At 49.5% G+C, this 14,032-nt stretch carries 12 protein-coding genes; 5 read left to right on the forward strand and 7 right to left on the reverse strand.

The features are described 5' to 3' along the window. Positions 1-13: 13 nt before the first annotated feature. Positions 14-1,117, reverse strand: coding sequence for a sensor histidine kinase (locus Mcas_RS16430; RefSeq protein ID WP_156033212.1), 1,104 nt, complete (start codon positions 1,115-1,117; stop codon positions 14-16). Between the two features lie 284 nt (positions 1,118-1,401). Beyond that, positions 1,402-2,001, reverse strand: coding sequence for an FmdE family protein (locus tag Mcas_RS06290; protein WP_040334668.1), 600 nt, complete (start codon positions 1,999-2,001; stop codon positions 1,402-1,404). 89 nt (positions 2,002-2,090) lie between these two features. On the opposite strand from Mcas_RS06290, the gene Mcas_RS06295 reads away from it, so the two are divergent. Then, complete coding sequence (locus Mcas_RS06295; RefSeq protein ID WP_040334730.1) at positions 2,091-6,320, forward strand: PEP/pyruvate-binding domain-containing protein; 4,230 nt, start codon at positions 2,091-2,093, stop codon at positions 6,318-6,320. Between the two features lie 55 nt (positions 6,321-6,375). Continuing rightward, entirely contained in the window at positions 6,376-6,591 is a 216-nt protein-coding gene (locus Mcas_RS17495; RefSeq protein ID WP_081853661.1) for a type II toxin-antitoxin system HicB family antitoxin, read from the forward strand. Here Mcas_RS17495 and Mcas_RS06300 read toward each other — a convergent pair. Together Mcas_RS06300 and Mcas_RS17500 are read right to left on the reverse strand one after the other, a co-directional pair. After that, a complete protein-coding gene (locus Mcas_RS06300; RefSeq protein WP_040334669.1) occupies positions 6,554-6,799 on the reverse strand; it encodes a type II toxin-antitoxin system HicB family antitoxin in 246 nt (81 codons plus the stop codon). The genes Mcas_RS17495 and Mcas_RS06300 overlap by 38 nt on opposite strands. Before the next feature lie 21 nt (positions 6,800-6,820). Next, positions 6,821-7,009 carry a type II toxin-antitoxin system HicA family toxin gene (locus Mcas_RS17500; RefSeq protein WP_081853662.1) on the reverse strand — a complete coding sequence of 63 codons (189 nt, stop codon included), beginning with the start codon at positions 7,007-7,009 and terminating at the stop codon, positions 6,821-6,823. Positions 7,010-7,244: 235 nt separating this feature from the next. On the opposite strand from Mcas_RS17500, the gene Mcas_RS06305 reads away from it, so the two are divergent. The 3 genes from Mcas_RS06305 to Mcas_RS06315 all read left to right on the forward strand — a co-directional run bounded on the left by Mcas_RS06305 (position 7,245) and on the right by Mcas_RS06315 (position 10,819). After that, entirely contained in the window at positions 7,245-9,383 is a 2,139-nt protein-coding gene (locus Mcas_RS06305) for a SpoIIE family protein phosphatase (protein WP_040334670.1), read from the forward strand. A 19-nt stretch (positions 9,384-9,402) separates the two neighbouring features. After that, positions 9,403-9,741, forward strand: a complete 339-nt coding sequence (locus Mcas_RS06310) for an STAS domain-containing protein (protein WP_040334671.1) — start codon at positions 9,403-9,405, stop codon at positions 9,739-9,741. Positions 9,742-9,814: 73 nt separating this feature from the next. Further along, positions 9,815-10,819 (forward strand): CNNM domain-containing protein, encoded by a 1,005-nt coding sequence (locus Mcas_RS06315; protein WP_040334672.1) that lies wholly within the window; start codon positions 9,815-9,817, stop codon positions 10,817-10,819. A gap of 582 nt (positions 10,820-11,401) precedes the next feature. Here Mcas_RS06315 and Mcas_RS06320 read toward each other — a convergent pair. From Mcas_RS06320 to Mcas_RS06330, 3 genes are read right to left on the reverse strand one after another with little or no spacing between them, the layout of a single operon-like run. After that, a complete protein-coding gene (locus Mcas_RS06320; protein ID WP_040334673.1) occupies positions 11,402-11,992 on the reverse strand; it encodes an Lcl domain-containing protein in 591 nt (196 codons plus the stop codon). A gap of 47 nt (positions 11,993-12,039) precedes the next feature. After that, on the reverse strand, positions 12,040-13,245 hold the full coding sequence (locus Mcas_RS06325) for a helix-hairpin-helix domain-containing protein (protein WP_081853664.1): 1,206 nt from the start codon (positions 13,243-13,245) through the stop codon (positions 12,040-12,042). Then, positions 13,223-14,026, reverse strand: coding sequence for a PP2C family serine/threonine-protein phosphatase (locus Mcas_RS06330; protein ID WP_040334674.1), 804 nt, complete (start codon positions 14,024-14,026; stop codon positions 13,223-13,225). The genes Mcas_RS06325 and Mcas_RS06330 overlap by 23 nt, the downstream gene beginning before the upstream one ends. Positions 14,027-14,032: the final 6 nt, after the last annotated feature.

The raw sequence follows: 14,032 nt of genomic DNA on the forward strand, positions 1-14,032 counted from the left end.
TAAGGCAATTGCCTCAATCCTTTTTGGGAAACGTAATCCTGTATGCGGTACCGGCGCTGTTATCTACGGTGATGGTGCCATCCTGTTGCATGGTTAATTCGTGTACGAGCTTCAGGCCAAAGGATTTGCTGTTGCTGATTCTGATATCCCCGGGCAATCCCCTGCCGTTATCGCTTATGGCCAGGACGTAGTTGTTGTCAGGTGCGAGGTGAAAGTCTATCGCAATCACGCCCGTGGTATCCGCTGCAAAGGCGTACTTTATAGCGTTGGTGAGCAGTTCGCTTATGATCAATCCACAGGGGATGGCCGTGTCAATGCCCAGTGAGAGATGGTCTACGTTTATCTTTACGCTTACGGTTTCCGTGCAGACCCCGTAGGAGTAGAGCAGGTCGCTCGTTAATATCTTGATGTACTGTGCAAAGTCCACACTTGCCAGGTCATTGGACTGATACAACAACTCGTGCACAAGGGCCATTGATTTCACGCGGTCGCGGCTCTCCTTCAACTGCTCCGAGACGCACTCGTCCTTGACGTACTTGCCCTGGAGAAACAGCAAGCTGGAAATTATCTGGAGGTTGTTCTTGACCCTGTGGTGTATCTCTGCCAGGAGCAGTTCCTTCTCCTGTGCCAGGGCGCCCAGTGCACGAGACCTCTGACGACTTTCACGCAACATGACCCTGTCCATGTATGAGCGCAAAGAGGCCGCTACAACGGCAAACAATCCCCTGCCCCTCAACTCCTCCACCATCCGGCAGTCATGTATATCGTAGCTGATAAAGGCATCCTCATCGGGAAAACGTCCACGTTGCGTAGTGCAAAGCACAATCCGCACGTCAGGGTTGCCCAGGCCCTCCCTGATATGCCTGACCACACACAGGCCGTCTGAGTCCTCACCCTCCAGGGCCACATCCGCCAGAACCAGGGCCACGTCAGGGTGCGTTTTTAGCAGTTGTCCGATATCCCTCACGGAACAGGCAACGACAAAACTCACCCCCTTGTCATAGAAGCGATATCCGCCCAGCTCATGTCTGATCGCCCTGCAGATACCCTCATCGCTACCGGCAATCACTACCTTCCAGTCCGCTGAATCACTCATCTCTTCATTAACTATCGGCAACCGTCAAACTCCCCGTATGCTACATCGTCAAGCAATTGTCGGATATGTTTCTTGAGGGGATATGTTCATTGTATCCTCTTAAAAAAGCATGGTAAAATGGGGTCAAGGGGACTTCTTTCTGGCCGGGGTGCCTCACCCCTCCCCTTGCGGGGGGTTCTGAAGGGGGGCGGAGCCGCCCCTTTCTTTCTTGCCTTACAGTGAGGATACTGTTCCTGGTATCTTTTAATAAACAGACCGCCAACGGATGCACCTTCGTTGTTGCCATAAACCCGTTGAGTAATCTGTTATGCCTGTCGCTGCCCTGCCAGGGTGTAATATGCGCCGTTCTGACACGCCCTGCACAACACCTTGCCATCAACAACGCCCTCCCTGGCATCAGAGACGTGTTCGCCGCATGCGCTGCACACAACCCGTCTGAGGGGTTTGCCGGGCATATCCTCCTGCCTGACGCTCAGAGATACCTCCATCCACCGGAACAACTCCTCATCCGCCATGACCTTGTAGGCCTCACACTGAGCCTGCATCTGGTCGTCGATATGGGGGAAACGACTCTTGGCAATATCCCTGGCCTCCTCAAGGGCCAACACCCTGATGGCACGCCCCGTTGTGAGGTTCAAAAACGTTGCCGCCATCTTGCCGTAGTCAACGTACTTTAACGTCCTGTGCCCCAGGGAACATCCCGTTACCGATGTAATGGCATCAGTGGCACACCTGTCGATCTCCACATAGACAAGCAGATTCTTTCTGTCCCTGCCCTTTGGGTCCTCTATGCCAATCAGCGTAAGCCCCAATATGGACATCCTCACGCCAAGCACCTGACCGGCACACAAATGACCGTGTATCCTGGCAGACTCGGTCAACAGTAAATCAAAATTATAAGCCATCCTACTGATAGATTAAACCACACAAGACAGATGTGTCAAGCATAAAAAAAAAGTTTTCAAACGACCCACTTTGTGCTATAATAAACTCTATGGTTGATAAGGCTAAGACATCGCGGGCACTTGCGATAAACCTCGCCGACTACAAGGTCGAGGTTACCATTGACCCAAAATATCACCCAATCCAGGAGGTGATGGCCAAGTACCACGGCCTCCAGGATGGCATCAATACGTACCTCAAAGAGCTATGCCACCCGTACAAGAACCGGCAGTTCATTATCAAGGAAACCTGGACGTATTGCCTGGCACACTTCTACGACCTCACCGTCCACCCACAAGGGCAGGAGGCCGCATCCCTGTACACCGATATCATAGTGGACGTCATGACAAACGCCAAAGACTATAGCACTCGCTCGGATGCCTACAGCCTGTTCTACCTCTTTATGCAAAAACTCATACGGGATACGGGTAATGCCCTGCCAACGTTTTTGCCCGTCATAAGCCACGGACTCAGGCTGGTGGACAACCTCCCGGATGAACTGTTTATTATCGTTGCAAAGAGCTACTACCAGATAAACAAGCTGGCCAGGCATTTCTACACCACCGCCACGCAACTGACGGATGTTGACCACGCCGGCAAACTTGAGACTACCTTCAAGGTCTTTAACTCCCTGCTGATACACTTCCTGAGATATACATACGACTACTGGCTTACCGAAAAGGAACCCAAGGATTGGTTGACGCAGGAGGTGGGGCAGCAAATACCGCCTGAGATAATCGCAATGTTTGAGCCGATATCCCTGGACAAGTTCAGGGCGTGCCAGGGCAGCCTCAACGCAATCATACAGGACGGTGATGCAGTCCCCGTCAACACACTCAAGGCGCTGATTGAACTGCCAGGATACGGAGACATCGTTGCCCTCTTTAACGATATCCCACCTAAGATTGCTCGTGCCAATCTTGATGAGAAAATCAAGTACAACTACGAAATCATGTTCCTGTTTCACATAATGAACACCCCTGGCCTTTCAAACATCCACGAGGAGGCCATCAGGGAGATCAACCGCATCATAAAGCTGATGATAAACCAGCAGGATTTTGATCAAAACAAGGCGCTCATCAAAAAGACGCTCACGATCCTCAAGGGCAGCGTACAACACTACCCAAGCACCGTGCTGAGATGCGTCCTGAACATGGGCAAGGGCGTCTACGAAAGCAATGACAGCGACCTCATAAACTTCCTAAGCTACGGCATTGACCCCCTTGGATTTCAATCGCCCGACTTCAGGGGGATCAATAACGACTGGCAGATACAGAGCAACGCCGCTCACATAGAAAACATACGCACGTGGATGGAGCTAATCCGTTTAAATCCGATAAGCTCGAAAAAGCTGCTCTCTTCGCTGATCATCCACCTGTCGCTGTGCGGGGTACTCGTCAAGGACACGGACCTGTTTCCACGCAATATAACGGAATTTCTAAATGCTGATATAAGGCCGGTATACAATCTCGTCAAGCAACTGATGCGACTCTTCCCCACGTACTTTAACGAGCTTGGGGCCGAAGGGCTGCTGCGGGACATCTCAACCCGCATGGACGACTCCTGCAAACGCAACGATGCCCTGGTCCACTTCCTGAGAAAACAGAGCCACGTCGAAAGCTCAAACAAGATAACCGCCCTGGCCGAGGCAACCCTGGAGTTCTGGAGAACCCGCAACAAGGAGGTACTTGCACACTACCTGCCACCGGATATCTACAACCAGGTGCAAACAACCGGTCCACTCATAGACGGTCTGCACGTCGCACTCAAGCACATCTTTGAGACCAAGGGCCTGACCAGGGTCTCAGACCTGCTCCGCTTTCAGGAGGATTACTTTGGTGAAGTCCTCAGGGAGCTTGGCGATACCTACGCGGCAGACGTCGAAAAGGTCGCCCTGACCATATCATTCTACAGGCTCCTGGACCAGAAATACAGCACCAGCGCACATGACATAGAAAGCTACATAAGCCAAATACACTCACCCGTATTTCCGGACTCAGCCCCCCTGCTGCGTGCCCTGTCGGGGGAGCACACAACCAGCAAACTCTCCGCCATCCTGACATACCTCGTCCAGCTCAAGGAGCTGATCCTCTCCGATCAGGTCTATGAGGTCAGGGAAGACATCTACAGAAAGCGCCACATATCCACGGAGATACCCTCCATGTACGGCAGCTATCACGAGACCAAGTTTGACGCCCTGGGACTGACCTTCCGCCTGGAATCCCTCGTAAACGTCCTGTTTGAGGAGCTGATCGAAGGCTTTGACTTTAAACTCATAACCCGTACCGTCCTCACCAAGATACACGAGTACCTCAAGCTATACAGACAGGCATTGAGCGTAGACGCTATCCCGCTGCGGGGGTTTGACAAGCAGCTCTATCTCCTGGAGAGCGCAATGAGGATAAGGGGGTTTACATTTACGCAGTTCCTGGACATCTTTAAGGGCTTTTCACAGGTGGTCAGAAACATCGTAAGCGATAATTTTAACAACATCCACAAGGAAAATCTAAAGACCGTTGTCGAACACACGACACCGGAGAGCTTGCTGCCCAAATACCTGATGCCCGCTTCCACGCCGGAGCAGAAGAGAGATATGCTCCACAGGGTTTCAGAGATATTCCTCAGAGACACCATTGCAACGTCCCTGGGGCTGCAGAGTCTTGACCTGTTTATCACGAAAATACTAAACAGCCTCCACACGGAGGCAGAATATATCCCCGAGGACAAACACCACCTCCTGATCAGCTATAATCCCGTAAAGGCCGTCTGCTCGATTACCAATCCCACCGGTAATACCTCCGACATAATCCATCTGGGCAACAAGGGGTTTAACCTGGTGAGAATGAAGACCCTTGGGCTTCCTATCCCTCCGGGGTTTATCATTACCTCGGATGTATTCAGGACACGGGAACTGTTTGACCTCTACCGGCCTGCCAATGAGCAGTTCAGGGAGAGGGTGGACAACGAACTTGCAAACTTGGAGAGGCTTACGGGAAGGTCTTTTGGTAATCCCGACAACCCCCTGCTCGTATCGGTGCGCAGCGGCTCTGCCATATCGCAGCCCGGCATGTTGGACTCCTACCTCAACGTGGGTATCAACGAGGCCGTCGCTGAGGGGTTGATCAAAAAGACCGGCAATGAGTGGTTCGTCTGGGACTGTTACCGGAGGTTCCTGCAACACTACGGGATGTCGTTTGGGATAGAACGAGACAGCTTTGACTTCATAATAAATGATTACAAGAAAAAATACGGCGTGGCCCTCAAAAAGGACCTCACGGCGCGGCAAATGAAGAGGATAGCCATTGCCTACAAGGACCGGGTCATAGCAAGTGGTGTTGCCATAGAGGAGTCGCCCAGGGAGCAGCTCTACGTGGCCATAGGCAAGGTGTTTGACTCCTGGAACACTGAAAAGGCAAAGGTCTACCGTCGCATAATCGGGATATCCGATGACTGGGGCACCTCCGTCACCGTCCAACTCATGGTCTATGGAAACATCAGTGCCAACTCCGGCTCCGGGGTGTTCTTTACGCACAGCCCGCGGGTGTCGCAGTATCTGCTGCGGCCATGCGGGGATTACGCCACCAGCGTCCAGGGTGACGACGTGGTTGCGGGTCTGGTGCAGACCTGGCCGATATCCGCCCTGCAGGCGATTACCGAGGACAGACCGGTTGAGATGTCGCTGGAGAGGCGCTATCCGGTGGTCTACAAGAGGCTCGTTGACGTCGCACACAAGCTCATCTATGACCGGCAGTGGAATCCGCAGGATATAGAGTTCACGTTTGAGAGTCCCACGGTCGATGACACATACATATTGCAGAGCAGGGACATGGAGATATCAGAGAGGCAGAGCGTCAAGGGGTTTGTCCTGACCCCGGAGATTTCAGCGAAATTGCTCGGTCACGGCATTGGCGTCAGTGGTGGTGCGTTGTCGGGTCGGATTGTGTTTTCGATGGCGGACATTGAGCGTTTTCGCAAAAGTGAACCACAGACAGACCTCATCCTGGTCAGGCGCGACACCGTCCCCGATGACATCCGTGAGGTATCGGCAACCGACGGCCTCTTAACGGCAAGGGGCGGGGCCACCAGTCATGCCTCCATTGTGGCCGGAAGGCTCGGAAAGACCTGTGTGGTGGGCTGTGCCGACATGGTCTGCATGGAGCGTGAGGGCAGGATGGCATTAAAGGGCAGGACGATGAATGCCGGTGACATTATAAGCATAGATGGCTACAGTGGCGCTATTTATGATGGCCCGATAGAGATAAGAGAGGTGGAGGGTTTATAGGAATCAGCAACATGTTCAGATTGTTTGTTTGATATCCTAACTGCATGGCATATAAATGGAATTCCCTGTTATCATAAACAAAACCGAATACGGTTATGACGCACATTGTCCGCTCCTCAGAGGATGCCATAGCCAGGGGGATACCCTTGAAGAGGCACAGGAAAATATTAAAGATGCCATAAAGACTTACCTTGCAATGATAGAGACTGAGCTAAAGGACAATACACTCAAGCTCACACAACAGCCATTGCTTGTTCGTTTTGGATTATGATCTTAGGATTGGGATTTATCTGTGGAACTGGGAGCCCTTCTTCTTCCAGCAGGGCTACATGCTCTTTCATACCACACTTAGCCTTGTATATGCAGTCTTCAATAGAATATCCTATTCCAGTGAATCCCTCTAAGTCAGGGGAGTAAAACCCGAAATAATCCGGCTCATCCGTCGCTTCAATTACAATCGTGTAGTCTAAGTCTATCATCTTTTACCTGCAATATTTGATTCAATCTTTTATGCCTGCCGCCTTTAATATGGCATCACAAGTACCGGTTGGAACTTCTTTTGACCCGTGATAATCGACTCTAATTAATCTTTCCCAACCTGTTTTACCATAATACCTTACTGAACCTTTTTCTTTTATCACCCTAAAACCGTTTACTTTTAAAAGCCTTGTTAATTCGCTGAAAGTCATTTTTTAATCTTGCTACGTTTAATATTTCTTGATACTCAGATTGTATGCCAATATTTTAACAAATAACTTTATTTTTTTATCCCTCCTTATCCTAAGCTTCATTTGGTTCCTTCTCATTTCATATATTTTATAACATAAGAAAAGTAAAGTCAATAGACCCTTCTTGCTGTGACAAGTGCCTTAGCATGTAGTTGACAATGTTTCCATTCTTATGATAGCTTATTATTGTTTTCCTATGGAAGAAAAAAAGGACCGTGTATATGTGGTTGGGGCACTCAGGAAGTGTGGTGAGTCTACCGGTATTGGCTGTATACTGCGAGAGATATATGGCAGTCGTCTGGTCTTTGAGACAGTTTGGGATATACGGGAGTTACAATCTTATATTGCCGGTAATCAGAGGGATATCCGCTATGATCTGGTGGTGTTTGACCGGTGGCCGGTTGGTTTTGATGGCGGGATGCTCGGTGCAATGATATCAGACTGGCGTGGTGTACCCTTTGTAATGATAGTAGACGACGCCAATGATGTGCGTATTGACAGGGCACTGCGGGCGGGGGTCAGTGCAATCCTCAAGACCCCGTTGACTTATGAATCTGTGGCTTTAATGATTACACCGCTATCCAGGAAACTTGATCGCAGAAGACATGCCATGGAAAAACTCCATGAACATGTCCCGGGTGACAGTGCTTGTATGGAAAAGCTCTATGCCCTGCTGGAGCTGTCACGAGCCATTGGTTTTGAGATAGAGATCGAAAACCTGCTCGATGTCATTGTTAAAAAGACAACGGATGTGATGGATGCAGAGCGCACCACGCTGTTCATATACGATGAGTCCCGAAACGAACTAAAGAGCAGGATCGCAGAGGGACTGGCAGGTATCAGAGAGATTCGTCTGCCTGTGGGTCAGGGCATAGCCGGGGACGTGGCCAAACACCGCAAGACCGTAAACATCCCAGATGCGTATTCAGATGAACGTTTCAACATCGAGGTTGACTGTCGCACGGGTTATCGTACACGTTCGGTGCTCTGCAGCGCCATCGTTGGCAGCAATAAGACCCTGATGGGCGTCATACAGGTGATCAACAAAAAGGGCGACAACGGAACAAACGGCAACGTTAAAAACTTCGGCGAACAGGATGAACGCCTGCTTGAAATACTGTGCGGACATGCGGCAGTGGCCCTGGAGCGGATCAAGCTCACGGAGGCATGCCTTGAGAAAAGGCGCATTGAGGAATCCCTGCGTGTGGCACACGATATACAGATGAACATGGTTCCGAGGGTTTCCCTGCCCCTGCTCAACCGTGGCATAGACCTGCATTGTTGCATGAAGGCGGCACGGGATGTGGGCGGTGACTTCTACGACTTCTTCTTTGTTGACCATGACAGACTGTGCCTGACTATTGGTGATGTATCAGGCAAGGGGGTACCGGCGGCGTTGTTTATGGTAAAGGCCATGACGCTCTTAAAATCCACCGTACAGACCGGTGTGACCCCTGAGGTGGCATTGACTATCGTAAACCGTGAGCTATGCACGGACAACCGCTCATACATGTTTGTGACCGTGTTCCTGGGCATCTTTGATCTTGGCACGGGATATCTCAGGTACTCCAACGGCGGTCATAATCCACCCTATTTGCTCTGCAACAACGGCATATCGCCAGTAACTGGGGCAGTAGGCCCGGCCTTGGGCGTGCTTGAGGATACCCTGTACGAGTCCTCTGAGGTGGAAATCGCCCCGGGAAGTTCGTTGTTTATGTACACCGATGGCATTGAGGATTCCAGGGATACAGAGGGCGGTTTTTTTTCCATCGGGCGGGTCGAACAATTGCTGTATGAAAACCGCACGTTGTCAGCCGAAAGACTCGTTACCGCCATCCTTGACGCCGTAGATGAGTTTTCGGAAGACGCCCCCCAGGCTGATGACATCACGGTGCTGGCCATGAGAAAGCTGTCATCCCCAAAACGCTTCGAACTAACCCTGACAGGCGGACTTGAAAACATACCGGCAATCGTGGACTTCATTGCGGAGTCGTCCCAATCCCTTGGCCTGAGCGAAGACATCGGGTTTGACTCAAAACTGGCCGTTGAGGAGGCATGCACAAACATTATAAAATACGCATATGATGACCCCCAACAAGCATGGATCAATCTCAGCGTTGCACTGACGGACGACAAACTCGTAATCACCATCAGGGACAAAGGACGTCCCTTTGACTATGACTCCGTGCCTGCCCCGAACCTTACCTCTAACCTTGCAGACAGAAAACCTGGTGGCATGGGTATACACTTTATAAGGCAAATAATGGAGGAGATGAGTTACGAACACAAAAATGGCATAGGAGTGCTGACACTCATCAAAGACCTGATGCAATAACTATCAAAATGGAGGAAATATGGAAATCCTGACCAGTAAAAAAAACAACGCAACGATTATGGCCATAAAAGGTAGTCTCGACAGCTCCACCGCACGACAGTTCGCCAGTACCATTGAGCAGTGTATGGCCAATGGAGAGACGCGCTTTATAATTAACGTAAGCGGTCTGAAGTTTATCTCCAGCGCCGGCCTCAGCAGCTTTATCGCACCGGCAAAAAAGCTCCAGGGGCAGGGGGGAAAACTCCTCTTTGTTGCCATGACGGAACGCATAGAGAGGATATTTAAAATGGCCGGCTTTTACAACACCCTCTTTAGTGTCTACGACTCCGAGGAGACAGCATTGAAATATCTTGAATAAGCTCAGAGGCTGGTTTGGGGCTTAGGAGTCCCTGAGTTGATAGCGTGTCGTGGTTACTGATACAATATAAAAGTTGATATATCTTATAATAGTCCTGTTGCTTTTGCTGTCTGCGTTGTTTGCGGCTTTAACAAACGGTCTGCTGGGTTTAAGCGCAACCGAGTTGGAACGTAAAATTAAGCTGGGTGACAGGGATGCAAGGAAGGTTTATGCAGTAAGAAAGAAGGGCAATCAGTTGTTGTGTACCTTGGTGCTTGGCAACGTTGCCGTTAACAGTGCGCTTTCAATATTTTGGACTACGGTAGTGAATAGTTTTATTGCCGGAGTTATTGCCACTTCTTTGATTGTAATCTTTGGAGAAATTTTGCCTATAGCCATGATCACACGGTATCCATTAAAGATTGGGGCAAGATCAATATGGCTGGTGAAGGTCTTTATGTTTATTTTATACCCGGTTGCCTATCCGCTTTCGAGGCTGCTTGACAGGGCATTGGGTGCCGAGGTGCCAACCGTGTGGAGCAAACAGGAGCTTAAGGAAATCATCAAGTTTCACGAGGACCGCCCGGAGTCCAGCGTCGATGCCAACGAAGAGCGAATCATACTTGGGGCGCTTTCGTACTCGGACAAGATCGCTGCCGATATCATGACCCCACGCTCCATCCTGTTCAGCCTCGAAGTAAATGCCATCCTGGATGACAAGACCCTTTCGGAGGTCAAGGCAAACGGTTTTACCAGAATCCCCGTCTACAGGGACAAGTCCGACAACATAATCGGTTTGCTCTATGCCAAGGACCTCATAGCCGTAGAGCCTGACTCCAGTGTCTCAGACGTCTACAGACACGACAAGGTGCTGATCATCCCCGAGACCAAAAAACTCGGCCCCCTGATGAACGAACTAATACAGGGCAGAAATCACCTCGCCGTCGTCTATGACGAGTACGGCATGTTGGTTGGCATCGTCACACTTGAGGACATCGTCGAGGAGATCATGAAGGTGGAGATCGTCGATGAGGCAGACAACATCGTTGACCTGCGTCTGGAGGCCAGCAAAAGGGCACAGAAATACCTCCACAAATAACTGCAAATAATGAAATCAACGTATTCTCTTTATATTTCACGGTAACTATACTTTTACGCGTCCTGGATTCCTGGTCAAGCCAGGAATGACCCCTGTTCGAGCCAGGGGCAGGCACACTTGAAGAACGCCTATAAATGTCATTCCTGCGTAAGCAGGAATCCATGCCTTTTACCGTGAAAATACATTTTCATGTGCGGGGGTGAATATGCTCCCTATTCATGAGGGTTTAACCGGGAAATAAATTTTACCCTGCTTTTTTAAGAGGATAATGTCATATTCCAATTTATGCAACTAAAGATGTCTGAACCACGATTTAGCGGCTTGGCGACTGTAAGGAGCGATTTGATTATCGGGGATTATCAGGATTAGGATAAAGGCATTCCTTAATTTTTTTCCTGTAAATCCTTTAATCTGCCCTGCGACCGTCGGAAGCAACGTGATCAATCCCTGGTTCAGACAATCCCTATGTTTACTTAAACGTGATATTGTCAAATTACATAGGCGCCTTAGTACAGTTACGGTTTGTCAAAAAAAATTCGACAGGGCTCCGCCCTGTACCCAAATAACCAAATGACCCAATCATCAATGTCCGGAACGAACTGGCCATACATAGCTGAGGTTGGACCTGTGGTTGGCGCCGACGACGCCGACGCCCATGTAGACGAACCAAGCGAGGGACGTATCGCTAGCGACGGTCGTAGATGACCAGTAGCCGCCCGATGGCACATTTGTAAAGCCAGCATTAACAAGCAATGATGCAACATCAACAGCCACACCGTTACAATATCCCCTTTTGCCATTACTCAACATTTTATCTAAACCCACCTGAGACCCGTCTTTCCTACAAAGGGTATACAACTCTTGGATAGTAGGCAACCGCCAGTCTATGTAACCATACGTACCAGCCCCGGTGTTCATCGAGGCGACATAGTCTAACGCCCCTTGCCAAGTCTTCCAACCTACAAAATTAGCGTCTTTTGTCCACATCAGTCCGGTTGATGTATCAGTTATTGTTTGGTCGCCGTTGTCCACAAACCTTGTGGGTGTGCGCATGGGCTGTGGTTTAACTGCTTGCTGGGTGGATGCGGATACACTCATGCTGGTGCCGCAGTAGGGACAAAATTTACCCGGCTTGCTAATGTCTCTGCCACATTGGAAATTAGGACACTTCATCTCTTAAATCCCTCCAATATTTATCAGTGCTTTAAATTCTATCTCTCCTAAAGCATATTCTCCACTTTTGTTCTGCATCCCGGGCAAAATTCAAAGTCGGGTTCCAACCTCTCACCACAGACAGTACAGAATGATATGCCATAGATTTTCGCACTCTTCTTTAAAATTGGAGGAGGGAGTGTGACTTGGCTGCCTATATTGCCATTGCCGGGGAAGTAGTCTTCCTTTATACTGCACCACGGGCAGGATTGCAGATCATAAGCAAAGTGGTGATTTGTATTATTGCCGCATTTCTTGATTCGTTCGCTCTCCATCTTGAGGGCATAGTACCAGTCCTGCGCCGTAGGTCTTGTAAATGGCATTTTATGGCCGCCATCGAAACAGTCGGCAAAGAGCTTCTTTATGCTGGAAGGAATGATTTTATAAGGGGGAGCATACGCAGGCGGTTTGATACTTGAGTAGTTGACAGTATACGGGAAAATCCCTTTTTTTATCTTATCCTCCGTCGAAGGTGCATCGTCAACAAGTATCCCCATGGCCTGGTATGGGTGCACTCCCATCATCAGAAACTTGAAAACAATGACGCCCAGCGCAAAAAGGTCAGAATAAAGCCTGCCGAGGTTGTTGTTGAAATTCGCGGATTGTAACTCCGGTGGAAGGTATTCTCCAGTACCAACCCTGGTGTAGTAGGTGGTTTTGGAAACGCTGTCGAACACCTGAAATGAATCACAATCTACAAAGGTTATCAACGTCTTTGGAGACACCAGTATGTTTTTCTCTCTCAGGTCGCCTACACAGTGACCCTTTGCGTGAATGGCATTTATGGCGCTGGATATGTTCATTGCGGTCACCATCAGGTACTTCCAGGTGAAACCACCTCCGAATAATTGCCTTCTATCGTCTGGGTCATAGTATTTGTGACTTTCCTGAAACCCACCGGTCCCGTTGGTGTCAATTAGCGGCATAGTATATCCCGCAAGTCTGGTCCTGGCGTAGTCGTAATACAAGACGTTCAAAGGCCAGGCAATAGACCTGTGTCCGAGTGTTTTCACCGTTGGGTCATCGGGTGGATTGTGTACCATTACCTTTAATTTGTCGGCCAGCTCACGGTTAACCTTGGCATTGTGATATATCTTTGCCACCTCGTTATTGTTACCATGTACGAAATACAATGTACCTTCCCCACCACTCTTATTGCTTTTCCGGAGATTCAGGGACGCTCCGTTATGATTATATACTGTCAGAGTACCCATCGGTTGAATTGCCCCTCACTGTTTTTAAGATCGCTATAACCAATGTCTTGTCATCATCTGAGTGCTCATTCATCTTTGGTGAAGACAGAAGCGCTTTGATTTCTTCGTTAGCGCTTTCGATCTCTTCAATTTTGATAGCGTATGAACAGACGGGGTCGAAAAATCCATTAAACGGTTCGTAGCCAAGCGGGGACTTTTTAAGAGCCGCCCTCTGGCATCCATCAGTAAAAAGCGCTATAAACGACGCGTTCTTTATGCTGCTTGTGTGGGTGTGTTCGTTCCACTTGTTGCTTGTAAGCGGTACGACCTCGTTTGCGTACTCAGACTCTTCAGGGGCAGAGGCTAGTATTAAACCCTTGTCAGTTTTCGCTATGACCGCGCCATCACCTATATGTGCTATTGACACACTGCCTCCTACAAACGCACTAACGATAAGTGTTGTTGCCAAGTCTCGTAGTTTATAGCCATCTTTCTCAGCAGTTTTTTCAATCTGTTCCCGTGCAGATAAAATCATCTTTCCTGTAAGTTCACCAAGGCTATGCTCACCGTTGTCATTTGCCACTAAGTGTTGTTTTGCTGCCTCAATTGCGGCATCGACCGCCTGTCTTGAACCGATATCCGATTTCGGGGCGCTGCCTAATCCGTCGGCAACGGCTATCAAACCGATATCTTTAAATACTTCGTAAGCACAGGCATCCTGGCAAGGAATCCCCATTGGGACATGGAGAGGCCCAATAACTGAGGCTCCAAATATGTATGGTGGTTTTAAAGCTTTTGTCATGTCCAC

The organism is Candidatus Magnetobacterium casense (assembly GCF_000714715.1).
Classification (GTDB): Bacteria; Nitrospirota; Thermodesulfovibrionia; order Thermodesulfovibrionales; family Magnetobacteriaceae; genus Magnetobacterium; species Magnetobacterium casense.